Source organism: Streptomyces sp. bgisy159, from assembly GCF_965341775.1.
GTDB lineage: Bacteria > Actinomycetota > Actinomycetes > Streptomycetales > Streptomycetaceae > Streptomyces.
Window position 1 is genome coordinate 25,977 of record NZ_CBDQZH010000014.1, and the last position, 21,520, is coordinate 47,496.

Genomic DNA, 21,520 nt, shown 5'->3' on the forward strand with positions numbered 1-21,520 from the left:
GCCTGGAACCTTTCTAGGGAGCCGAACCGTGTCCGCCCGCCGCACCGCCATCCTGGAAGCCGCCGCCCGTGTCATCGCGCAGCGCGGCATCAGGGGCCTGCGAGTCGAAGAGCTGGCCGAGGAGGCCGGCGTGTCGACCTCGCTGATCTACTACCACTTCCGCGACCGGGCCGGTCTCCTCGCCCGCACACTCGACTTCATCAACACCCGAGCCGAGCACTACACCCAGCCCACCAGCGACCCCGATACCGACCCCCGCGGCCACCTGGAAGAGATGCTGCTCCTCGAACTCCAGGACACCCCCGCCGTCGTCGAGAACAGCACCGCCTGGGGCGAACTGCGCTCCACCGCCGTCTTCCAGCCCGAACTGCGCGATCAGCTCCGCACCACCACCGACAGCTGGAACGACTACACCAGCGACCTGATCCACCGCGCCCAGCAGACCGGCCGCGCCACCCCCGACATCTCACCGGACGACGCCGCCCACCGGCTCACCGCCCTCGTCGAAGGACTCAGCAAACGCTGGCTCAGCGGCACCCTCACCCTCGAACGCTCCCGCCACCTCCTGCGCGGCGCCATCATCGCGGAGCTCGGCCCCTGACCCGGCCGGCACGGCCTCGCCCTCATCCGAAACAGGGCAGTCGCAAACCCACCCATGGTCGAGTTCGTGTATGGCCCGGATGGTGAGGACCTTTGCGAGGACTTCTCCACTCGGCCTGTGCTCGCGCTCTGAACCTGCGGTTTTGCCACCGCGCGCTCAGAGGTTCTGTTGGTGACGGCCGCCAGGTGGAGCGCTCAGTCTCTCTGCGCCCTGTAAGGCGCGTTCACGAGACGGCCTCGCATCTACAGCGGTAGGTGCCGGGGCGGGCCTTGGTCCTGCCGCTGCGGTCTTCCCAGGGCACACAAAGCCCCCGATCAGCATCGGGCCGGTCGGGGGCTGCGTCTCGCAAGGGTCAGACGCCGAGCGCCTGCTTCACCTGGGCAAGGCTCGGGTTCGTCATTACGACCTCAGTGCCACCGGAGGGAATTACCTGAACGGTGGGAACCGTCTGGTTTCCGCCATTGGCCTTCTCGACGAACGCGGCCGACTCAGGGTCCTGCTCGATGTTGATCTCGGTGTACGTGATGCCCTCGCGGTCCAGTTGCTTCTTCAGCCGCTGGCAGTATCCGCACCAGGTGGTGCTGTACATCGTCACAGTGCCCTGCATGTCGCTATCGCTCCTCGGAACAGCTCGGGGAAGACCGTCGAGGGCAGGAACACCGACCGTCCCTCAACCATTCCCCACCGCCGCGCCCCGTGCGCTCCCACCACCGCCGCGCCCCGTATGACCCCCGCCGCACCGCCCGACGTGACCCCTGCCGCATTAGTACGACTGCGAGGCCCCGCCTGTGGACAACCGGCTCGTCCCCCTCCGGCGACCTGGCAGCATGGCGGTGTGACTCCAGCAACGCACTCCACCCTCTTCCCGCAGGTACCGGACTCGGCCGACGCGGTGCTCGAAGGGCTCGACCCCGAGCAGCGCGAGGTCGCCACCGCGCTGCGCGGGCCGGTGTGCGTGCTGGCCGGAGCCGGCACCGGCAAGACGCGGGCCATCACCCACCGCATCGCCTACGGGGTGCGCGCCGGCATCCTGCAGCCCTCCAGCGTGCTCGCCGTCACCTTCACCAACCGCGCCGCCGGCGAGATGCGCGGCCGACTGCGCCAGCTCGGCGCCCAGGGTGTCCAGGCCCGCACCTTCCACTCCGCGGCCCTGCGGCAGCTCCAGTACTTCTGGCCGAAAGCGATCGGTGGTTCGCTGCCCCGGCTCGTCGACCGGAAGGCGCAGCTCGTCGCCGACGCGGCCGCCGCCTGCCGCATCCGGCTGGACCGCGGTGAGCTGCGGGACGTCACCGCCGAGATCGAGTGGTCCAAGGTCACGCAGACCGTTCCCGCCGATTACCCGCTCGCCGCCGCCAAGGCCGGTCGTGAGGCGCCCCGTGGCCCCGCCGAGATCGCCCAGCTCTACACGGCCTACGAGGACCTCAAGCGCGACCGCTCGGTCATCGACTTCGAGGACGTGCTGCTGCTGACCGTCGCCGTCCTCCAGGACCGGCGGGACATCGCCGAGCAGGTCCGCGCCCAGTACCAGCACTTCGTGGTCGACGAGTACCAGGACGTCAGCCCCCTCCAGCAGCGCCTGCTGGACCTGTGGCTCGGCGACCGCGACAACCTGTGCGTGGTCGGCGACGCCAGCCAGACGATCTACTCCTTCACCGGCGCGACCCCCGACCACCTCCTCGACTTCCGCACCCGCCATCCCGGCGCCACCGTCGTCAAGCTGGTCCGCGACTACCGCTCGACCCCCCAGGTCGTCCAGCTCGCCAACGGCCTGCTCGCCCAGGCCCGCGGACGGGCCGCCGACCACCGGCTCGAACTGGTCTCCCAGCGCCCGGCCGGACCCGAGCCCGGCTACACCGAGTACGCCGACGAGCCCGCCGAGGCCGAGGGCGCGGCCCGCCGCATCCGTGAACTCCTCGGCGCCGGGGTCCCGGCCGCCGAGATCGCGATCCTGTTCCGCACCAACGCCCAGTCCGAGACCTACGAGCAGGCTCTCGCCGACGCCGGCATCCCCTACCAGCTGCGCGGCGCCGAGCGCTTCTTCGACCGGCCCGAGGTCCGCAAGGCAAGCATCGCCCTGCGCGGCGCCGCCCGCTTCGGCGGCAACGACTCGGCACTCGACGACGCCGTCGATCTGGCCTCCCAAGTGCGTGCCGTTCTCTCCGGCGAGGGCTGGACCCCTCAGCCGCCGGCCGGTTCCGGGGCGGTCAGAGAGCGCTGGGAGTCTCTCGCCGCCCTGGTCAACCTCGCCCAGGACTTCGCCGCAGCCCGCCCCGGCGCCACTCTCGCCGACCTGGTCACCGAGCTCGACGAGCGGGCCAACGCCCAGCACGCCCCGACCGTCCAGGGCGTCACCCTCGCCTCCCTGCACTCGGCCAAGGGCCTGGAGTGGGACGTCGTCTTCCTGGTCGGTGTCGCCGAAGGCATGATGCCGATCACCTACGCCAGAACCGACGAGCAGATCGAGGAGGAACGCCGGCTGCTCTACGTGGGCGTCACCCGGGCTCGCGAGCGGCTGCACGTCTCATGGGCGCTGTCCCGCTCGCCGGGTGGCCGTCCCAGCCGCCGTCCCAGCCGCTTCCTGGACGGCCTGCGCCCCGGTTCCGGCGCAGCGCAGGGCCGCGGCGCCAACGGCACCGGCGCCGGTGTCGAACGCGGCATGCCCGGCATGTCGACGGGCAGTACGGCTGCCCCGCGCCGCACCCGACGAACCCCCGCCCGCTGCCGGGTCTGCGGCCGGCCCCTCACCGACGGCGGCGAGCTGAAGCTGCTGCGCTGCGAGGACTGCCCGTCCGACATGGACGAGGGCCTCTTCGGGCGGCTGCTGGCCTGGCGGGAGGTCCAGGCGCGGCGCAACGGTCAGCCCGCCTTCTGCGTCTTCACCGAGAAGACCCTGATGGCGATCGCCGAGAGCGTCCCGGACGAGCCGGGCGACCTCGCGCGCATCCCGGGGGTCGGCATGCGCAAGCTCAAACGCTACGGAGCCGACGTGCTGGCCATCTGCGCAGGCCAGGACGTGGAGGGAGGGACCGAGGGGGACTGATGCGAACTCGTCGAAAAAATAGTTTGCGCATGCCCCAGCAGTCCCCATAGGTTCTTAAGCACGCGAACAGCGGCCTTCTCGAAGGCCCTGCTTCCGTGCTGTACTTGCATATCCGACGGACCGGGCTCACCCCCGATCCCCCGAGACGCTGAGAGGAGGCGATTGAAGTGATCATCATCAACACCAGCTCCACCAGCACCGCCAAACTGACCGATTGCTCGACCGTCTCCCTGTGCATGCTCGGCGCCTCCAACCCGGGCACCGGTGTGTCCGGCATTCGTGTCGGCCGTTCCGCGTCCGCCGCCTCCCTCGTTCCCGCGGGCCTTCCCGTCCGTGAGCGCGATGAGCGACCGACCAAGGCACTGGAAGCGGTAGAGGCACAGGCCCAGGCCTATGCCTTTGCGGCGGCCGGTGCCGGAAGCCGGAAGCAGACGACGCACCACCACCTGATGTGGGCCTTCCGTGGGCCAGAACCCTGGAGTGATCCAGCCTGATCGTTGATCAGGTCGGCGCCTTCAGGGCCGCGGAACCCCATCCGGGATCCGCGGCCCTTCTGTTTGTCCACCAACGTGGATGACGGAGCGAAGGGGCCTCGGGCAAGAGCACAACCCGGTACCAACCGCCTCCCGGCCCAACCGGGCCGAACAACCAGACGAGGAAGACGAACCGTGCAACTCGAAGCGCACGCCCCGTCCGTACCGCCTTCTGAAACGATCCCGCCGCCCGGCCTCACGGAGGACTCCACCTTGACCCCGCTCACCGCGCTCACCGCGCTCGACGACGCCATCGAGAACCTCGGCGTGCCCGTCCCCTGCCGCTCCTACGACCCGGAGGTCTTCTTCGCGGAGTCCCCGGCGGACGTCGAGTACGCCAAGTCCCTCTGCCGCACCTGCCCGCTGATGGAGGCCTGCCTCGCCGGCGCCAAGGAGCGGCGTGAGCCCTGGGGCGTCTGGGGTGGCGAGCTGTTCGTCCAGGGGGTCGTCGTCGCCCGGAAGCGGCCGCGTGGCCGCCCGCGCAAGAACCCGGTCACAGCATGAACACCGCAGGAACGATCGATCGCCCCCTCACGCACGACCCCAAGAAGCAGGCCCCGATGAAGCCGTCCACCAGCGAGCCCGCAGGCTCCGCGACCGAATTCGTCACCATGACCGGCGCGATCGACTCGCGCCAGAACAGGAACCGAGAGATGCAACTCATCCCAGAAGCCCTGGCTCGTGCGCATATGCACACGCGCCTGCACGAGGCCGAGCGGGACCGACAGGCCCTGCGCCTGGCGGCCGCCCGCCGGATGCAGCGCCGGGCCGAGCGCGCCTCGCTGCGCGCCCGCCGGGCGCTCGCCATGGCCGTGATGCAGTGACCGTGATGCAGTGATCTGAACTCCCTCCCGTACTGGGAGGGAGAACGCTTCCGGTGGGGGCCGGTCCGTCCGACGGGCCGGCCCCCACGCCGCGTCCGGGCCGCCCGGGCCGGGGGCTCATGCCTCCGCCGCGGCCGCCTCCTCGTCCGGCCGATTCAGTTCCTCGGCGAAGCCCGGCAGCCACTCCTCCAGTTCCTCGCGAAGACGCACCGTCGCGCCGAGCTGGCAGAGCACCCCGATGGTGCTGAGAGTCACCCGGTGTATCAGCAGGTACGCCGGCGGCAGGTTGAGCTGCTTGCCCAGCTGGTACGCGGGGGAGCGGGGATCGGCGATCCGGGCCGCCTGGCCGCGCATCCAGGATCGGGTGAACGTGAACTCCTCCACCTGGGCCGGCTCGATGATCGGCACGAGGTAGTCGAGGACCGCATCCGGGTCCAGCTCGATCGACTCCTTCACGAAGCCTTCCTCACACAGCAGCTCGTAGACAGTGCTCGCGTCGCCGCCGAGGGTCAGGCGCAGGGACTCGCCGATCGGGGTGGGCAGCCCGCCCGGGAGCCGGTCGACCGTGCCGAAGTCCAGCACACCGAGCCGCCAGTCCTCCTTCCCGGGGCCACCGGGCAGCAGGCGGAAGTTGCCCGGGTGCGGGTCGGCGTGCAGCAGGCCGGTGCGGGCCGGCCCGGAAAAGAGGAAGCGCGCCAACAACTGGCCGGCCCGGTCCCGCTGCTCCTGCGTGCCCTCCGCGATCACCTCGGACAGGGGGACACCGTCCATCCACTCGGTGATCAGAACCTGGTCGCACTGGTGGACCACGGCCGGGACGGTCACGTCCGGGTCGTCGGCGAACTCCTCCGCGTGGGCCTGCTGCGCGGCGGCCTCCAGGCCGTAGTCCAGTTCTTCGGCGACCCGGTCCCGCAACTCGCTGATCAGCGGCTTGACGTCCATGCCGGGGACCAGGGGTCCCAGCAGGCGGGCGAAGCGGCTGAGCTGGTTCAGGTCGGACAGCAGGGCGTCGCCCGCGCCCGGGTACTGGACCTTGACCGCGACCTCCCGGCCGTCGTGCCAGACCGCTCGGTGCACCTGGCCGATGGAGGCGGCCGCGGCCGGCTTGTCCTCGAACTCCTCGAACAGGTCCGGCCAGTCCTCGCCCAGCCGCCCGGCGAGTACCGCGTGCACCGTACGCGTGGGCATCGGCGGGGCGGCGTCCTGCAGCTTGGTCAGGGCCGCCCGATAGGGGCCGGCGACCTCTTCCGGCAGGGCGGACTCGAAGACGGACAGCGCCTGCCCGAACTTCATCGCGCCGCCCTTGAGCTCGCCGAGCACCTTGAACAGCTGCTCGGCGGTGCGCTGCTGCAGTTCGCGGCCGACGATCTCCGCGGACTCGCCGACGATGCGCTTGCCCAGGCCCCAGGTCGCCCGGCCCGCGAAGCCGAGCGGGAGCGCGGCGAGCTTGGCGGTCCGGGTGACCGCCTTCCGGGGAAGATCAGACATGCGCCCTCCAGGTCCCAGCCAGCCGCGCCGCGTGCGCCGTACGGCGTAACTCAGTCGATTGCCGTTCCTCAACCATTGTCTCGTGTGCCGCCCGGTCCTTCGGGGTGTGTTCTCCCTTACGTTTTCCGCTCTCTGGATTCTCGCGCCGTTCCCTGCCCCACTCTGCCTCCCGGTCGGCCGCCCGGCACGGGCAGGCCGGGTGGGCGCGGACCGGGCGGGCGTGCCACCGCAGAGTGGGAGCGGAGACCTCCCAGCGGAATCCCGCGCTGGAGGGGGGCCGGCCGTCGAGGAAGGCCAGCGCGTGGGCGGCGGCCAGGCCCGCGACCGTCGTGGCCAGCGCGAGATCGCAGGCGCGGACCGGCCGCCGCTGCCCGGAGCGCCACTGGGCGACGAGACGCGGCCAGGTAGGGTCCCGGTCGACGCGGGCCTGCTCCAGACAGCCGGCGCAGCCGGTCTCGCCGGGCAGGACGAACGGACCGACGACGCCGGTGCCCTCCACCACGCCCGCGTAGAGATGCGGTGTGCCCGAGTCGAGCAGAGAAGCCGCCTGGGCCGGGTCGGGGCAGTGCACCGAGACGTCGTCGCGAGGGGCGAGGACCACCAAGGAGAGACCCGGAGTGCCCGCTTCGTCGGCCGAGCCCGTGGTTCTGCGGGGCGGGCGGCCGGGCGCGCACCGGCGCACCGCGCGGCGGGCGGCGTCCTCGCGACGCTCGCCGACCGCCTCGACAGGCAGGCCACCCGGTGCGACGTCGCCCGGCGCGACCCGGCCGCCGTCGCGGACGTCGACGTCGCCGACACCGGCGCCCGACAGCAGTGAGGCCAGCACCGCACCCACCCGGCCGGCCCCGCGCACCTGCACCCGCAGCCGACGGCGGGCGGCCAGTGTCCGCATCGCGTCGCCGGGCTCGGAGGTGGCCAGGGACAGCGCGGCGAGGTCGGGCCGCAGCCGGTCCAGTACCTCCGGCTTCGCGCGCAGTGCGTCGGCGTCCGGGCCGCCGCCCCGGGCGTCCTCGATCAGGCCCGCGGCGGTCAGGCGCCGCACCAGCAGGTCCACATGGCCGTCCGGCAGATCCATGCGCCGTCCTTCCTCGCGCAGGAGTTCCGGGCCGCGGGTGCCGTCCAGCAGGTCCAGGAAGTGGCCGGTCGCGGTGTCCATCGGGCCCAGCGTCAGCGCGTGTGCCGGAGACATACCGAACTGCACGGTGTTGAGATCGCGCCAGCCGCGCCGTAGCGCGGGCTTCACCATCGCATGCATGTGTTTCCCCCGTGGATCGCGGTGCTCGTGGTGGATCGGTGCCCGTGGTGGATCGGTGCCCGTACCGGAAGACGTCCGGGTACCGGCGGAGCGGGGGCGTGAGGGGCTCCTCGCTCCGCCGACGAATGCCAGGATGCCCGCATTCGCCGATGGCTGCGGCGAGTTGTCCACAGGTAGCGTGATTCGTCGTACAAATCCGTCGGACGAGGAACGGCGGACGTGTGGGTTCGGCGGACAACCGCTCCGGAGCCGGGACTTACCCCGTGCACAGCGGGTAACGTCGGGGCGTGCCCGCCGACCCACCGCACCGCGCCGCGACCCCACAGCGCAGCACGACGAGCCAGCCGCCGAGCAGTTCCAGGGCGAGCGCGATCGAGGTGCGCAGGAGCGCCCGGCGCCGCCGGACGGTCTCCGCGTACCGCGAGGGCGATCGCACCGTCGTGCTCATCCCCGCCCGGATGTCCGAGGCGGAGGAGCAGCGCTGGGTGAGCGTCATGCTCGACAAGCTGGCCGCCCAGGAGAGCCGGCGGGTGCCCGGCGACGCAGAGCTCGCCGAACGCGCGGAGCGGCTGTCCGAGCAGTACTTCGCGGGCCGGGCCCGGCCCTCCTCCGTCCGCTGGGTGACCAACCAAAACACCCGCTGGGGTTCCTGCACTCCGGCCGAGGGCAGCATCCGGCTGTCGCACCGCCTCAAGGGCATGCCCGAGTACGTCATCGACTACGTCCTTCTTCACGAGCTGGCGCACCTGCTGGTGCCGGGGCACGGGCCCGACTTCTGGCGGCTGCTGGAGGCCTATCCGCGCACGGAACGGGCCCGCGGCTACCTGGAGGGCGTGGTGGCCGCCGACCGGTTGCCGCACCTGCCCCGCGCGCGCGGGCAGTGATCTCCCGGAACCGTCCGGCAGGGGTTGTGTACCGGGTCTGTACCGACTGCGTCCGATGTCGGAGTTTGCGGTTAGCCTGGCGCGACGCACTCACACTCGGGATGGGGGACGGTCGTTACGCATGCCCAGGGAATTCCAACGCGGCCACAAGGCCAGGATCAGTGACCTGACCGCGGGCACGGATCTGTACGTAGGCGTGCAGATCTCCGCCCCCGGACTGACCTTCGACATCAGCTGCTTCGGCCTCGACGCCGACGAGCGGCTCTCCGACGACCGGTACTTCGTCTTCTTCAATCAGCCGAAGTCACCCGAGGAGGCCGTCCAGCTTCTGGGGTCGCAGGCGGGCGACACCGAATCCTTCCGGGTCACTCTCGACCGGATCCCGCCGCACATCCAGAAGCTGTCGTTCACGGCGACCCTCGACGGCGCCGGGCAGATGTCGCAGATCGAGCCGGGTTACCTCCGGATCGTGGCGGGCGGCGAGGAGGTGGCCCGGTACGCCTTCAGCGGCGCGGAGTTCTCCACCGAGCGGGCCGTGATGCTGGGCGACTTCTACCTGAAGGACGTCTGGCGGTTCGCCGCCGTCGGCCAGGGCTTCGACGGCGGCCTGGAGGCGCTGCTGAAGAACTTCGGCGGCGAGGTCCTGGAAGAGGAGACGCCCGCCGCCCCGCAGCCGCCGCAGTCCGGCTCCGCGCCCGGCTTCGCCCCGCCCGCGCAGACCACCGCGCCCCCCGCCTTCGCCGCCCCGGCTCCGGCGCCCGCCCCGGCTCAGCCACCCGCGTCGCAGGGCTTCGCACCACCAGGTGCCACCCCGCCTCCGGCCCCGGCGCCCTCGGTGCACGCCCAGCCCACCCTCATCGCGCCCATGACGCCGCCCGGCGGCACCCAGGTGCCGCCGCCCGCCCCTGCCCCGGCGCCCTACGGCGGGCCCGGCCAGCAGCCGCCGTACGGCCAGGCCGGCGCCCAGGCCCCGTACGGGCAGCCCCCCGCCCCGATGCCGCCCGGCCCGGCCCAGCCCCACGCCCCGCAGGCCCCCGTCCCGCCCGGCTACGGACAGCAGCCGTCGCCCCCCGGCTACGGCCAGCAGCCCCCGTACGGCCAGGTCCCGGGCCAGCAGGCGTACGGCGTGCCGCAGGGCGCGCCCCAGGGCGGAGCCGGTGTGGCGGCCGCGCTGCAGCAGTTCAAGGAGACGCCGACCGGGCAGCGCTGGACGCAGCAGAACAAGAAGCTGATCCGCGTCGACCTCGGTATCGGCGGCCAGCCCGTGCTGGCCCGGCAGGGCAGCATGGTGCTCTATCAGGGCAAGGTGGACTTCAGCTACAAGGGCGCCGGGTTCGCCGGACGGATCGTCGGGAACGCCACCGGCCAGGAGATGCAGCTGATGCGCTGCACCGGCCAGGGCCAGGTGTTCCTCGCCGACAACGCCACCATGCTGCACCCCATCGAGCTGCAGGGCGACGGCATCTGCGTCTCCGCGGAGAACGTCCTCGCGTTCGACGAGAGCCTCCACCACGAGGTCCGCCGCATCGAGGGCCACGGCATCCCCGGCGGGGCGCTGTTCACCATGCAGTTCCAGGGCACCGGCACGATCGTCGTCAAGACGCACGGCACGCCCGTGGTGCTGCCCGTCACGCCCACCACCTTCGCCGACGCCAACGCGGTGGTCGCCTGGTCGTCCGCCGCCCAGGTGATCGTCTCCAGCCAGGTCCGGATGCGCCGTAACGCCTACCCCGGCGCCACCGGGGAGAGCGTCAACCTCCAGTTCCGGGCCGCGCCCGGCAACTTCGTCGTCGTCCAGCCGTACGAGATCTGAGGGAGAGCCCGTCATGAACCAGCCGCTCGCGGGCTACGCACCCGCACCCGTCACCGCCCGCATGGAGAACCACGGCAACCACATGCTGAAGGTCGCCATGCAGACCGGGAACGACCTCTTCGCGCGCGTGGGCTCGATGGTCGCCTACGAGGGCTTCGTCCAGTACGAGCCCAGCCCGGCGGCGGTGCGGCAGATCGCCCGTGACTGGGTGACCGGCGAGGGCGCGCCCCTGATGAAGTGCTCCGGCGACGGCCTGCTCTACCTCGCCGACTACGGCGCCGACGTCGTCGTGATCAATCTCAACGGCGACGGCATCTCGGTCAACGCGACCAACCTGCTCGCCTTCGACGCCCACCTCACCTGGGGTGTGGAACGGGTCAAGGGGCTCGCCAAGTTCGCGGGCCAGGGACTGTGGAACACCAAGATCTCCGGGCAGGGCTGGGTCGCGCTGACCTCCCGGGGCAAGCCCATCGTCGTCGACTGCGGCGGTGGTGAGGACGAGACCTATGTCGACCCGGACGCGCTGGTCGCCTGGTCCCCGAACCTGAAGGTGAAGGGCAAGCGCAGCTTCAAGGCGCAGTCGCTGATCGGCCGCGGCAGCGGCGAGGCCTTCCAGATGGCCTTCTCCGGTCAGGGCATCGTCGTCGTCCAGCCCAGCGAGGACAGCACCGACCGCCTCCGGTTCCGGGGCTGAGGGGGAGCCACAACCATCATGCAGAGCCCGCTTTTCGCCTACAACGACCAGCAGACCCAGGAACGCTGGAGCCTGCAGAACAAGCACATGCTGCGCGTCGTCCTGGAGGGCCACGAGGACGTCCTGGCCCGCAAGGGCACCATGGTCGCCTACCAGGGTCTCGTCGAGTTCGACGCCGAGTACCAGACCCACGGACAGCGCCGTTCGCGCGCCCACACCGGCGAGGGCCTGGACCTGATGCGCTGTCACGGGCAGGGGACGGTCTACTTCGCCAACCTCGCCCAGCACATCCACGTGATGGAGGTGGAGCAGGACGGGCTGACCGTCGACAGCAGCTACGTGCTCGCCATGGACTCCTCCCTGCACCACGAGGTGATCGCCGTCGACAGCCTCTACGGCATCTCCGGGTCCGGGAAGTACCAGCTCAACATCGCCGGCCGCGGCCGGGTCGCCCTGATGACGTCCGGCGCGCCCCTGCTGATGCCGGTCACGCCCGACAAGTACGTCAACTGCGACGCGGACGCCATCGTCGCCTGGTCGACCGGTCTGCGCGTGCAGATGCAGGCGCAGACCCATTCGTCGGGCGTGTGGCGCCGCCGCGGCAACACCGGCGAGGGCTGGGAGCTCAGCTTCATGGGCAGCGGCTTCGCGCTCGTCCAGCCCAGCGAGCTGCTGCCACCGCAGAACGCACAGATCGGGCAGGGTGTCGCCGCGCAGTTCGGCATGGGCCAGCAGGGGGCGCGCGGACAGAACCAGGGCAACGTCTGGAGCTGACGCCCGCAGGAACCGTTGCCACCCCCGGGCCTTCCGGGGGTGGGCCGCGGGTGCCCGTCCCGAGGACGCGATGTAAGGGGTGACCGCCTTGTCGGTCACCCCTTACGCGTCAAAGGCGTGCGCGGGTCGCTTCGAGCAGTCGTACGACCGAGTCGTCCGCCACGTCCGCCACCTCGTGATAGGCGAACCAGCGCAGGTCCAGCGACTCGTCGCTGATGACCTCCAGGGAGCCGGGTGGCGCCACGGCGGCGTACTGCACGTCCAGGTGCCAGGCGCACGGGGTGAGGTGCCGGTCGAGGCGCACCGGGCCTCCGGGCAGCAGGGTCAGCCCGGCGACCCCGGACTCCTCGGCCCCTTCGCGCAGTGCGGCCGCGGCCAGAGTCTCGTCGGCGGGCTCGCAGTGACCGCCCGTCTGCAGCCACATCCGGAGCTTCTTGTGCAGGGTCAGCAGCACCTGTCCGCGGACCGGGTCGATCACCAGTGAGCTCGCGGTGACGTGCCCGTCCCGGCAGGCCTTCCACATGCCGTCCGGGTGGGTCTCCAGATGCTCCAGGTACACCTGGCGCAGCTCGGCCTGCTCCTCGTAGCCCTTCAGTACCAGGACCGCGTCGTCGTACAGGCTCACTCGGCGCCGTCGCCCTCGTTCTCGTCCTCGGCGGTGCCCTTCTTGCGCGGGTCGGGCTTCTGGGCGGCCTCGCCGAGCATCTTGTCCAGCTCGGAGAAGTCCAGGTGCTCCCGGTGCACGAAACCGTCCGGGTCGTCCAGGTCGGTGGCCGTCGGCAGCATGTCCGGATGGGCCCACAGGGCGTCACGGCCGTCGATCCCGCGGGCGTCGGTGAGCGAGGCCCACAGCCGGGAGGCGTCGCGCAGCCGGCGCGGGCGCAGCTCCAGCCCGATCAGGGTGGCGAACGTCTGCTCCGCCGGGCCGCCGGAGGCGCGGCGGCGGCGCAGCGTCTCGCGCAGCGCGTCCGCCGACGTCAGGCGCGGCTTGGCGGCGGCGTGCACCACCGCGTCCACCCAGCCCTCGACGAGTGCCAGCGCCGTCTCCAGACGGGCCAGGGCGGCCTTCTGCTCCGGGGTGTCCTCCGGCTGGAACATGCCCTGCTGCAGGGCGTCCTGCAGCTGCTCCGGGTTCTGCGGGTCGAACTGGCCGACGACGTCCTCCAGCTTGGCGGTGTCGACCTTGATCCCGCGCGCATAGCCGTCGACCGCGCCGAACAGGTGCGAGCGCAGCCACGGCACGTGCGTGAAGAGCCGCTGGTGGGCGGCCTCACGCAGGGCCAGGTACAGCCGCACCTCGTCCTTGGCCACGCCGAGGTCCCGGCCGAACGAGTCGATGTTCAGCGGCAGCAGCGCGGCACGGCCGGCCGGGCCCAGGGGCAGGCCGATGTCCGTGGAGCCGACGACCTCGCCCGCGAGCACGCCGACGGCCTGCCCGATCTGCGAGCCGAACATGGCGCCGCCCATCGAGCGCATCACGCCGATCAGCGGGCCGGCCATGGCCTGCATCTCCTCGGGCAGCACGTCGCCCATCGCGGTGCCGACCCGCTCGGCGACCGGGTCGACGAGCTCCTTCCAGGCCGGCAGCGTCGCCTCGACCCACTCCGCGCGCGACCAAGCCACCGCGGTGGCCGCCCCGGACGGCAGGGAGGTCACGTCGTCGAGCCACAGCTCGGCCAGGCGGACGGCCTCCTGCACGGCGTTGCGCTCGGCCGGGCCGACGCTCGCGTCCTTCACGCCGTCCGGCGTGCCCTGGGAGACCGTCTGGCGGGCGATCTGCTTGGCCATGTCCCAGTTCACCGGGCCGCCCTCGTAGGAGAGCATCTGGCCGAGCTGCTGGAAGGCGGCGCCCAGGTCGGTGGGGTTCAGCGAACCGAACATCGCGGCGAACGGATTGTCGCCGCCGGGGCCGCCCGCTCCGGGCAGCCCGAAACCGAACGGGTTGGCCGGGCCCTGACCACCACCGCTCTGCGGGTCCTTCTTCTTGCCCTCGTCGCCGTCTTCCGGCTCCTCCGGCGGAAGGCCGAATCCGAATGGGGTGTCACTCACGGGATTCCTCGGCTGGTTGAGGCCGCCGGTTCTCGTCCGACGGCACGGCTGCCCTGCAACACCACCCAGCGTAGACACCCCGGCTCGATCGGGCCTCGGTGCTCCGCCGACTCGCGGCCTGCGGCAGGATGGATGCCACCTGGTACGTACGCGTCACTCGCGCCCGTATGGAAGACAACCGCTGGAGACACCTGGTGAGTTCCCCAGATCCGCAGGTTCGCGCAGCGCGAAACCGCTCAACCCCGGGCGGCGGGCGCGGGCCCGTCGTCGCCGTGACCGGCGCCGCGACCGGGGTGGGCGAGCTGCTCACCGAGCGGCTCGCCGCGTCCGACGAGATCAAGCAGGTCGTCGCCATCGACGAGCGGCGTGGTGAGTGCGACGCGGCCCGGTGGCACATCCTGGACGTGCGCGACCCGGCGATCGCGGACAAGCTGCGCGGCGTCGACGTCGTCGTTCATCTGGCGCTCGATCTCGACCTGGGGAGTGACGCCGCCGCCCGGACGGCGTACAACGTCCGCGGGACGCAGACCGTGCTGACCGCCGCGGCGGCGGCCGGCGTGCGCCGCGCGGTGCTGTGCACCTCGGCGATGGTGTACGGCGCGCTGCCCGAGAACGAGCTGCCGCTGTCGGAGGACGCCGAGCTGCGGGCCACCGCCGAGGCGACCGGAGTGGGCGACCTGCTGGAGATCGAACGGCTGGCGAGGCGCGCGCCCCGGGCGCATCCCGGGCTCAATGTCACCGTGGTCCGCCCCGCGGTCCTGGTAGGCGGTACGGACACCGCCCTGACCAGGTACTTCGAGTCTCCGCGGCTGCTCGTCGTGGCCGGTTCGCGGCCTGCCTGGCAGTTCTGCCACGTCGAGGACCTGTGCAGTGCCCTGGAGTACGCCGTCCTGGAGAAGGTGGACGGGGAACTGGCCGTGGGCTGCGACGGCTGGCTGGAGCAGGAGGAGGTCGAGGAGCTCACCGGGATCCGGCGCATGGAGTTGCCGTCGGCGGTCGCCCTGGGTGCCGCGGCCCGGCTGCACCGCATCGGGCTGACGCCGTCCCCGGCGGGCGACCTGGCGTACACGATGTACCCGTGGGTGGTGAGCGGCAGCCGTCTGCACGAGGCCGGCTGGCGGCCCCGCTGGACCAACGAGGAGGTCCTGGCGGAGCTGCTGGAGGAGGTCTCCGGGCGGCACACGGTGGCCGGGCGCCGGCTGGGCCGCAAAGACGCCACCGCCGCGGGTGCCGCGGGGGCGACGGTGGCCCTGCTGGGCGCGGCGGCCGTGGTGCGCCGGGCCCGCAAGGCGCGACGCCGGGTGTGAACGCACCGGCCGGGTGTGCCGGAGGCGGACCGGACCCGCCCGGCCCGCCACCGCCCGGCCAGCGCCGCCCGGCCCGCCACCGCCCGGCCAGCGCTGGCCGGTCCATGCCGCCCCACCCGCGCCGGGCGGTGGCCGAGCGCCTGCAGCGGAGCCACAGGCCTCAGGGGCCCTCGGTCTCGGTGTCCGTCCGGGGCCAGGTCCGTGCCTGTAGGAGGCTCCAACGCGTACGCGCGCGTGCCGGTGATTCCGTGCTTTCCCGTGGTCCGCGGCGTACGGCACGATGGGGGGCATGGCACCTACCAACGACCACCCCGGTGAACTGGGCGCGCAGGACCCCGTCAAGCTGATCGCGATCCGGGAGACCGCCCTGTCCCTCGACGAGGTCTTCCGGGCGGTCGGGGACGACGCGGCCGGCGGCACGGCACTCTTCGTGGGCACCGTGCGCAACCACGACGGAGGCGCCGACGTCGACCGGCTCGGCTACTCGTGCCATCCGAGCGCCGAGGCCGAGATGCGGCGCATCGCCGACAAGGTCGTCGCCGAGTACCCCGTGCGTGCCCTGGCCGCCGTGCACCGGGTGGGTGATCTGCGGGTCGGGGACCTCGCCGTCGTCGTCGCCGTGTCCTGCCCGCACCGGGGGGAGGCCTTCGAGGCCTGCCGCAAGCTGATCGACGACCTCAAGCACGAGGTGCCCATCTGGAAGCACCAGACGTTCTCCGACGGCACCGAGGAGTGGGTGGGCGCCTGCTGACCCAAGCTGCCGCCCGGCTCTGCCCCCGCCCCGCCCCTGCCGCATCCCCTGCGCCGATAGGCCGCTCTCCGCTCTCCGCTCTTCGCTGTCCGCCCGTCGCGCCTGTACCGCCGCCCGTCGCGCCTGTACCGCCGCCCGTCGCGCCTGTACCGCCGTCCGACGTCCGCTGTCCGCCCGACGGCCGTCCGCCGGGTGGCCCCTCCGGTTGCGTAACCGCACCCCCGGCGTGAGCGTTGTCCGTGCGGATGGTTAATCTGCTGATCAGTCAGTTGGGGTCGGTCTGAGGGGCTTGGGAGGTCGGCATGGCGGCGCTCGCCTGGTTGCTGATTCCGCTCGTGGCCGCGGTGGCAGCCGGTCTTTGGGGCAGCTGGGCCAACCGCACCCGCAAGATCCGCGGCGATGGTCCCGAACTCGACGGGTACGCCCGCTTCCGTGCCGCCATGGAGAAGTCCGCCGGGCCCCAGCCGAGGGAGAAGTCGCCCTCCGGTGCCTGAGGACGAGACCTGGGTGGCGGCCCTGACAGTGCGCTGACAGAGCCGTCCCGTACTGTCGATGCATGCCACGCCGCACCGCGACGATGCTCGCCTCCACCCTGATGCTGATCGCGCTCCTGTGCGCGGGGGTGCTCCTCCCCGTGCCGTACTCGGAGATGTCGCCGGGGCCGACGGTCAACACCCTCGGTGAGCACGACGGCGAGCCGGTGCTGCAGATCTCCGGGCACAGGACGTACCCGACCGACGGCCACCTGAACATGACGACCGTGCGGGTCACCAGCGCCGACTACCGGATGAACCTCGTCGAGGCGGTCTACGGCTGGCTGGCGCACGACAACAAGGTCGTGCCGCACGACACCCTGTACCCGAACGGCCAGACGGAGGAGGAGTCCACCCAGGAGAACGCCGAGGAGTTCAGCCAGTCCCAGGAGAGCGCGAAGGTCGCCGCGCTGGAGGCGCTGGACATCCCCGTGCAGTCCTGGGTGATCGTCTCCACGGTCGTGAAGAACTCGCCCGCCGAGGGCAAGCTGCACGCCGGTGACGTCATCAAGGCGGTCGACGGCACCGCGGTCAAGGAGCCGTCCGACGTCGCCGAACTGGTCACCAAGCACCAGCCCGGCCAGGACGTCGTGTTCACCATCGTGCCGGCCAAGGAGCAGGCGGCCGCCGAGAAGGAGAACCGGGCGGCGAGCGGGACGCGCGACGTCACGATCACCACGGCCACCTCCGACGACCGGGGTGCGAAGCGGGCCATCGTCGGCATCTCCGCCGGCACGGACCACACCTTCCCGTTCAGCATCGACATCAAGCTCGCCGACGTGGGCGGGCCCAGCGCCGGCCTGATGTTCGCGCTCGGCATCTACGACAAGCTGACCCCGGGCAGCCTCACCGGCGGCACGTTCGTCGCCGGCACCGGCACCATCGACGACAGCGGGAAGGTCGGCCCCATCGGCGGTATCGAGATGAAGACGGTGGGCGCGCGCAACAAGGGCGCCCAGTACTTCCTCACGCCCGCCGAGAACTGCTCGGCCGCCGCCGAGGACACCCCGGACGGACTCCGGCTCGTCAAGGTGAGCACCATCGACGACGCCCTCGGCGCCCTGGAGGACATCCGCAGCGGCGACACCGCCGACCTGCCCGAGTGCACCACCAAGGGCTGAACGGGCACGCAGCCCTGCCAGGCCGCCCGTCCGCGCCGCCGCCGGCCGCACCCCGGAAAAGGCCGGGGCGCCCCGTCCCCTGAGGAACCGGGCGCCCGGCGCCGGGCGGGACCCCGCCCCGGATGCTCCTGTGGACGTCAGTCCTCGAACGTCGCCGCCAGCGCCTCGGCCAGCCCCGGAACCAGGTCCGAGCCGGTGAGCACCTCCGTCGGGCTGTCCTTCTCGCGCAGCCGCAGCGCCGACTCGCGGGAGCCGTCACGCAGGACCGCCACCGTCATCCGGACCTCCTGACGCCCGGGGTGGGAGCTCACCCACCGGGCCAGCGCGGCCTCGTCGAGGTCGGTCGGCACCTGGGCCTCGGCGGCGGGCGGGAGCATCAGCCGCTCGATGGTCAGGGCGCAGCCGGTCACCGCGTCCGGCCAGGCGATCGTCGCCAGGAACTCGTCGAGCGGACGGTCGGCCGCGATCTCCTCCTGCTCGATCGGGGTGAGACCGGTGGTCTCGGACTCGTCCTCCAGGCCGAGCTGGGCGGCGAGCGAGGGTTCCTCGGCCCGCAGCCGTGCGGTGTCTACGAGGGCGAAAAGGCGAGCGGGCTGGTCCCAGCCGAGGCCGGAGGCGTACTCGTCGATCTCGAGTACGGCCCGGGTCAGCGGGCTCGCCGCCATGGGAGTTTTGGACATGGTCACAATCCTGCCTCGTTCACACCCGGAATCGGGAACTGAGTAAACACTGAGTAAGTTGCATAGGTGTGGGCCCACGATCACGGGGGCCACGAGGGGCCGGCGAACACGCGGGCCTGAGGATCGACCACGAACTTCGAGGTGCGCACCTTGGCTTTCCAGATGCCGGACCGCGGCGGAGGCCCTACGGGGCCGCGGATCAGAGTGGGCCGCCCGTCCCGGCGCGTCCGGACCCTGCTGCTGACACTGGGTGTCCTGGCCGTGCTCGGCATGGCGTTCACCATGTTCGCCGGGTTCTGGACCGACTGGCTGTGGTACCGGTCGGTGCACTACTCGTCCGTCTTCACCACGACCCTGTGGACCAAGATCGGGCTGTTCTTCGTCTTCGGCCTGCTCATGGCCCTCGCGGTCGGCCTCAACATCTGGCTGGCGCACCGGCTGCGGCCTCCGTTGAGCGCGATGTCGATGGAGCAGCAGAGCCTCGACCGCTACCGGATGGCCGTCGCCCCGTACAAGAAGTGGCTGTTGCTGTCGATCACGGCCCTGGTGGGGCTGATCGCCGGCGCCTCGGCGTCCGGCCAGTGGCGCACCTGGCTGCTGTGGGTCAACGGCGTGCCCTTCCACAAGAAGGACCCCCAGTTCCACCTGGACGTCTCCTTCTACGCCTTCGACCTGCCCTGGTACCGCTTCCTGCTCGGCTTCGGGTTCGCGGCCACGATCCTCTCCCTGATCGCCGCCGCGCTCACCCACTACCTGTACGGGGGGCTGCGCATCACCAGCCCCGGCGCCCGTGCCACCTCGGCGGCCACCGGACACCTGTCGGTGCTGCTCGGTGTCTTCGTCGCGCTGAAGGCCGTCGCCTACTGGCTCGACCGGTACGGGCTGGCCGTGAAGTCCAGTGACTTCAAGGCCACCGACAACTGGACCGGCCTGCGGTACGTCGACGCCAACGCCTACCTGCCGGCCAAGACGATCCTGTTCTGCATCGCCGTCATCTGTGCCCTGCTGTTCTTCGCCACCCTGTGGCGGCGCACCTGGCAGCTGCCCGTCATCGGCTTCGGCCTGATGGTGCTCTCCGCGATCCTCATCGGCGGCCTGTACCCGGCGATCGTGCAGAAGTTCCAGGTCCAGCCGAACGAGCAGGCCAAGGAAGCGCCGTACGTCCAGAAGAACCTCAAGGCCACGCGTGAGGCCTACGGCATCGACGACACCCAGGTCGCCGACTACAAGGGCACCAACACCAGCGAGGACATCAGCGGGCTGCGCGACGACGTCAACGACACGGCCAGCATCCGCATCCTCGACCCGAACATCGTCTCGCCGACCTTCCAGCAGCTCCAGCAGATCAGGAAGTACTACGCCTTCCCGACCAACCTGGACGTGGACCGCTACAACCAGAACGGCAGCGACCAGGACACGGTCATCGGTCTGCGCGAGCTGAACCTGGCCGGCGTCGACAAGCAGAACTGGATCAACAACCACTTCCGCTACACGCACGGCTACGGCGTGGTCGCCGCCAAGGGAACCGCCGCCGACTCCGACGGCCGCCCGGTGTTCACCGAGTCCGACCTGCCGTCCAAGGGCGAGCTCGGCACGTACGAGCAGCGCGTCTACTACGGCGAGAAGACGACCACGTACTCGATCGTCGGCGGCCCCCAGAAGGAGGTCGACTACTCCGACGACAGCGGCGAGAAGTCGTTCAGCTACACCGGCGACAGCGGCGTCAGCCTCGCCAACCCGCTGAACCGGGCGGCGTACGCGGCGGCGTTCGGCGAGCCGCAGATCCTGTACTCCGGTGCCATCGGCGAGGGGTCTCGGATCCTGTACAACCGCACGCCGAAGGAGCGCGTCGAGGCGGTCGCCCCCTGGCTGACCATCGACGGCGACGCCTACCCGGCAGTCGTGGACGGCCGCATCCAGTGGATCGTCGACGCCTACACCACGACCAACGGCTACCCGTACGCGTCCCGTACCACCCTCGGTGACACGACCGCCGACTCGCTGACCGCGACCAACGACAGCCGCGCGGTGGTCGCCCAGCAGAACCAGGTCAACTACATCCGCAACTCGGTGAAGGCGACCGTCGACGCGTACACCGGCGACGTCGTGCTCTACCAGTGGGACACCGAGGACCCGGTCCTGAAGACGTGGATGAAGGCCTTCCCCGACACGGTGAAGGAGCGGGCCGACATCTCGCCGTCCCTGATGGCTCATCTGCGCTACCCGCAGGACCTGTTCAAGGTGCAGCGCGAACTGCTCACCCGGTACCACGTGAAGGACGCCACGACCTTCCTCAGCGGCAGCGAGGTGTGGCAGGTCCCGGACGACCCGACCAACAAGTCGGGCGACGCGGTGCCGCCGTACTACCTGAGCATGAAGCTGCCCGACCAGCAGGCGCAGGCGTTCTCGCTGACGACGACGTTCACGCCCAACGGGCGCGACAACCTGAGCGCGTTCATGGCGGTCGACTCCGAGGCGGGCACCTCCGGCTACGGCAAGATCAGAATTCTGAAGCTGCCGACGAGCACCACCGTCAACGGGCCGAAACAGGTACAGAGCCAGTTCAACTCCGAACAGGACATCGCCGAGACCATCCGGCTGCTCAGCGGCGGTGACTCCGAGGTCGAGTACGGCAACCTGCTGACGGTGCCGCTCGAAGGCGGACTGCTCTACGTGGAACCGGTCTACGTCCGCGGTGGCGGCCTGAAGTACCCGCTGCTGCGCAAGGTGTTGGTCACCTATGGAGGCAACACCGCCTTCGAGGACACCTTGGAGGAGGCGCTCAACAAGGTCTTCGGCACCGAGGGCACGCCCCAGAAGCCGCCGAGCGACGAGGGCGGGGGCACGACACCCCCGCCGACGGGCGACGCCACGGTCCAACAGGCCCTGCAGGACGCACAGAAGGCGTTCACCGCCGGCCAGGAGGCCCTCAAGAAGGGCGACTGGGAGGCGTACGGCAAGGCGCAGAAGGACCTGGAGGCCGCGCTCAAGCGGGCCGAGGACGCGCAGGCCGAGGCGGAGAGGAACAACAGCGCGTCCGGTGGCGCGGCGTCGGGCGCGAGCCCGAGTCCGAAGCCGGGCGGCAGCGCCGGCCCGAGTCCGAGCAAGAGCCCGAGTCCCGCGCCGAGCAGCAGCGGCGGAAGCGGCTGATGACATGATCCGCTCCGCGTCGT

General features: G+C 71.2%; 20 protein-coding genes. 14 read left to right on the forward strand and 6 right to left on the reverse strand.

The window, feature by feature from the left end:
- Positions 1 to 28 precede the first annotated feature (28 nt).
- Positions 29 to 601: a TetR/AcrR family transcriptional regulator gene (locus ACSLTV_RS15970; RefSeq protein WP_071387677.1), complete on the forward strand. Its 573-nt coding sequence runs from the start codon at positions 29 to 31 to the stop codon at positions 599 to 601.
- 352 nt (positions 602 to 953) lie between these two features.
- Here the strand turns inward: ACSLTV_RS15970 and ACSLTV_RS15975 are convergent, their stop codons facing one another.
- Positions 954 to 1,208, reverse strand: coding sequence for a mycoredoxin (locus ACSLTV_RS15975; protein WP_432133975.1), 255 nt, complete (start codon positions 1,206 to 1,208; stop codon positions 954 to 956).
- Positions 1,209 to 1,436: 228 nt separating this feature from the next.
- Here ACSLTV_RS15975 and ACSLTV_RS15980 point away from each other — a divergent pair, with 228 nt between their 5' ends.
- The 4 genes from ACSLTV_RS15980 to ACSLTV_RS15995 all read left to right on the forward strand — a co-directional run bounded on the left by ACSLTV_RS15980 (position 1,437) and on the right by ACSLTV_RS15995 (position 4,998).
- A complete protein-coding gene (locus tag ACSLTV_RS15980; RefSeq protein WP_435612362.1) occupies positions 1,437 to 3,641 on the forward strand; it encodes an ATP-dependent DNA helicase UvrD2 in 2,205 nt (734 codons plus the stop codon).
- 167 nt (positions 3,642 to 3,808) lie between these two features.
- Positions 3,809 to 4,135, forward strand: a complete 327-nt coding sequence (locus tag ACSLTV_RS15985) for a hypothetical protein (protein ID WP_435612363.1) — start codon at positions 3,809 to 3,811, stop codon at positions 4,133 to 4,135.
- A 174-nt stretch (positions 4,136 to 4,309) separates the two neighbouring features.
- Entirely contained in the window at positions 4,310 to 4,678 is a 369-nt protein-coding gene (locus ACSLTV_RS15990) for a WhiB family transcriptional regulator (RefSeq protein WP_005480495.1), read from the forward strand.
- Entirely contained in the window at positions 4,675 to 4,998 is a 324-nt protein-coding gene (locus tag ACSLTV_RS15995) for a hypothetical protein (protein WP_435612364.1), read from the forward strand. Before ACSLTV_RS15990 ends, ACSLTV_RS15995 begins: the two co-directional genes overlap by 4 nt.
- Positions 4,999 to 5,115: 117 nt before the next feature.
- Here the strand turns inward: ACSLTV_RS15995 and ACSLTV_RS16000 are convergent, their stop codons facing one another.
- A complete protein-coding gene (locus ACSLTV_RS16000; protein WP_435612365.1) occupies positions 5,116 to 6,486 on the reverse strand; it encodes an ABC1 kinase family protein in 1,371 nt (456 codons plus the stop codon).
- A complete protein-coding gene (locus ACSLTV_RS16005; protein ID WP_435612366.1) occupies positions 6,479 to 7,741 on the reverse strand; it encodes a TOMM precursor leader peptide-binding protein in 1,263 nt (420 codons plus the stop codon). Before ACSLTV_RS16005 ends, ACSLTV_RS16000 begins: the two co-directional genes overlap by 8 nt.
- A 287-nt stretch (positions 7,742 to 8,028) precedes the next feature.
- On the opposite strand from ACSLTV_RS16005, the gene ACSLTV_RS16010 reads away from it, so the two are divergent.
- The 4 genes from ACSLTV_RS16010 to ACSLTV_RS16025 all read left to right on the forward strand — a co-directional run bounded on the left by ACSLTV_RS16010 (position 8,029) and on the right by ACSLTV_RS16025 (position 11,906).
- Positions 8,029 to 8,625: a M48 metallopeptidase family protein gene (locus ACSLTV_RS16010; protein WP_435612367.1), complete on the forward strand. Its 597-nt coding sequence runs from the start codon at positions 8,029 to 8,031 to the stop codon at positions 8,623 to 8,625.
- A gap of 121 nt (positions 8,626 to 8,746) precedes the next feature.
- Positions 8,747 to 10,438, forward strand: a complete 1,692-nt coding sequence (locus tag ACSLTV_RS16015; protein WP_435612368.1) for a TerD family protein — start codon at positions 8,747 to 8,749, stop codon at positions 10,436 to 10,438.
- Between the two features lie 13 nt (positions 10,439 to 10,451).
- Complete coding sequence (locus tag ACSLTV_RS16020) at positions 10,452 to 11,132, forward strand: AIM24 family protein (protein ID WP_432155898.1); 681 nt, start codon at positions 10,452 to 10,454, stop codon at positions 11,130 to 11,132.
- 18 nt (positions 11,133 to 11,150) lie between these two features.
- Positions 11,151 to 11,906, forward strand: coding sequence for an AIM24 family protein (locus ACSLTV_RS16025; protein ID WP_435612369.1), 756 nt, complete (start codon positions 11,151 to 11,153; stop codon positions 11,904 to 11,906).
- 109 nt (positions 11,907 to 12,015) lie between these two features.
- Here the strand turns inward: ACSLTV_RS16025 and ACSLTV_RS16030 are convergent, their stop codons facing one another.
- Both ACSLTV_RS16030 and ACSLTV_RS16035 read right to left on the reverse strand, forming a co-directional pair.
- The gene (locus tag ACSLTV_RS16030; RefSeq protein ID WP_432155896.1) at positions 12,016 to 12,531 is read right to left on the reverse strand and encodes an NUDIX hydrolase; all 516 of its coding nucleotides are present in this window, start codon (positions 12,529 to 12,531) and stop codon (positions 12,016 to 12,018) included.
- Positions 12,528 to 13,955 (reverse strand): zinc-dependent metalloprotease, encoded by a 1,428-nt coding sequence (locus tag ACSLTV_RS16035; RefSeq protein ID WP_432133986.1) that lies wholly within the window; start codon positions 13,953 to 13,955, stop codon positions 12,528 to 12,530. Before ACSLTV_RS16035 ends, ACSLTV_RS16030 begins: the two co-directional genes overlap by 4 nt.
- A 194-nt stretch (positions 13,956 to 14,149) precedes the next feature.
- Between ACSLTV_RS16035 and ACSLTV_RS16040 the strand changes: the two genes are divergently transcribed.
- The 4 genes from ACSLTV_RS16040 (at position 14,150) to ACSLTV_RS16055 (ending at position 17,667) form a co-directional block, all read left to right on the forward strand.
- Positions 14,150 to 15,262, forward strand: a complete 1,113-nt coding sequence (locus tag ACSLTV_RS16040; protein ID WP_432133987.1) for an SDR family oxidoreductase — start codon at positions 14,150 to 14,152, stop codon at positions 15,260 to 15,262.
- Between the two features lie 289 nt (positions 15,263 to 15,551).
- Positions 15,552 to 16,013 carry a molybdenum cofactor biosynthesis protein MoaE gene (locus tag ACSLTV_RS16045; protein ID WP_432133988.1) on the forward strand — a complete coding sequence of 154 codons (462 nt, stop codon included), beginning with the start codon at positions 15,552 to 15,554 and terminating at the stop codon, positions 16,011 to 16,013.
- A 302-nt stretch (positions 16,014 to 16,315) separates the two neighbouring features.
- The gene (locus ACSLTV_RS16050; protein WP_432133989.1) at positions 16,316 to 16,507 is read left to right on the forward strand and encodes a hypothetical protein; all 192 of its coding nucleotides are present in this window, start codon (positions 16,316 to 16,318) and stop codon (positions 16,505 to 16,507) included.
- A 62-nt stretch (positions 16,508 to 16,569) separates the two neighbouring features.
- Positions 16,570 to 17,667 carry a YlbL family protein gene (locus ACSLTV_RS16055; RefSeq protein WP_432133990.1) on the forward strand — a complete coding sequence of 366 codons (1,098 nt, stop codon included), beginning with the start codon at positions 16,570 to 16,572 and terminating at the stop codon, positions 17,665 to 17,667.
- 137 nt (positions 17,668 to 17,804) lie between these two features.
- Here the strand turns inward: ACSLTV_RS16055 and ACSLTV_RS16060 are convergent, their stop codons facing one another.
- Entirely contained in the window at positions 17,805 to 18,347 is a 543-nt protein-coding gene (locus tag ACSLTV_RS16060; RefSeq protein WP_432133991.1) for a PPA1309 family protein, read from the reverse strand.
- Between the two features lie 162 nt (positions 18,348 to 18,509).
- On the opposite strand from ACSLTV_RS16060, the gene ACSLTV_RS16065 reads away from it, so the two are divergent.
- Positions 18,510 to 21,497 carry a UPF0182 family membrane protein gene (locus ACSLTV_RS16065; protein ID WP_432134180.1) on the forward strand — a complete coding sequence of 996 codons (2,988 nt, stop codon included), beginning with the start codon at positions 18,510 to 18,512 and terminating at the stop codon, positions 21,495 to 21,497.
- The last annotated feature ends 23 nt before the right edge of the window (positions 21,498 to 21,520 follow it).

Bases quoted from the DNA above. Each gene is read 5' to 3' on its own strand.
- ACSLTV_RS15975 (WP_432133975.1), bottom strand. From the start codon at position 1,208: ATGCAGGGCACTGTGACGATGTACAGCACCACCTGGTGCGGATACTGC.
- ACSLTV_RS15995 (WP_435612364.1), top strand. From the start codon at position 4,675: ATGAACACCGCAGGAACGATCGATCGCCCCCTCACGCACGACCCCAAG.
- ACSLTV_RS16000 (WP_435612365.1), bottom strand. From the start codon at position 6,486: ATGTCTGATCTTCCCCGGAAGGCGGTCACCCGGACCGCCAAGCTCGCC.
- ACSLTV_RS16005 (WP_435612366.1), bottom strand. From the start codon at position 7,741: ATGCATGCGATGGTGAAGCCCGCGCTACGGCGCGGCTGGCGCGATCTC.
- ACSLTV_RS16015 (WP_435612368.1), top strand. From the start codon at position 8,747: ATGCCCAGGGAATTCCAACGCGGCCACAAGGCCAGGATCAGTGACCTG.
- ACSLTV_RS16020 (WP_432155898.1), top strand. From the start codon at position 10,452: ATGAACCAGCCGCTCGCGGGCTACGCACCCGCACCCGTCACCGCCCGC.
- ACSLTV_RS16025 (WP_435612369.1), top strand. From the start codon at position 11,151: ATGCAGAGCCCGCTTTTCGCCTACAACGACCAGCAGACCCAGGAACGC.
- ACSLTV_RS16045 (WP_432133988.1), top strand. From the start codon at position 15,552: ATGGCACCTACCAACGACCACCCCGGTGAACTGGGCGCGCAGGACCCC.
- ACSLTV_RS16050 (WP_432133989.1), top strand. From the start codon at position 16,316: ATGGCGGCGCTCGCCTGGTTGCTGATTCCGCTCGTGGCCGCGGTGGCA.
- ACSLTV_RS16055 (WP_432133990.1), top strand. From the start codon at position 16,570: ATGCCACGCCGCACCGCGACGATGCTCGCCTCCACCCTGATGCTGATC.
- ACSLTV_RS16060 (WP_432133991.1), bottom strand. From the start codon at position 18,347: ATGTCCAAAACTCCCATGGCGGCGAGCCCGCTGACCCGGGCCGTACTC.
- ACSLTV_RS16065 (WP_432134180.1), top strand. From the start codon at position 18,510: ATGCCGGACCGCGGCGGAGGCCCTACGGGGCCGCGGATCAGAGTGGGC.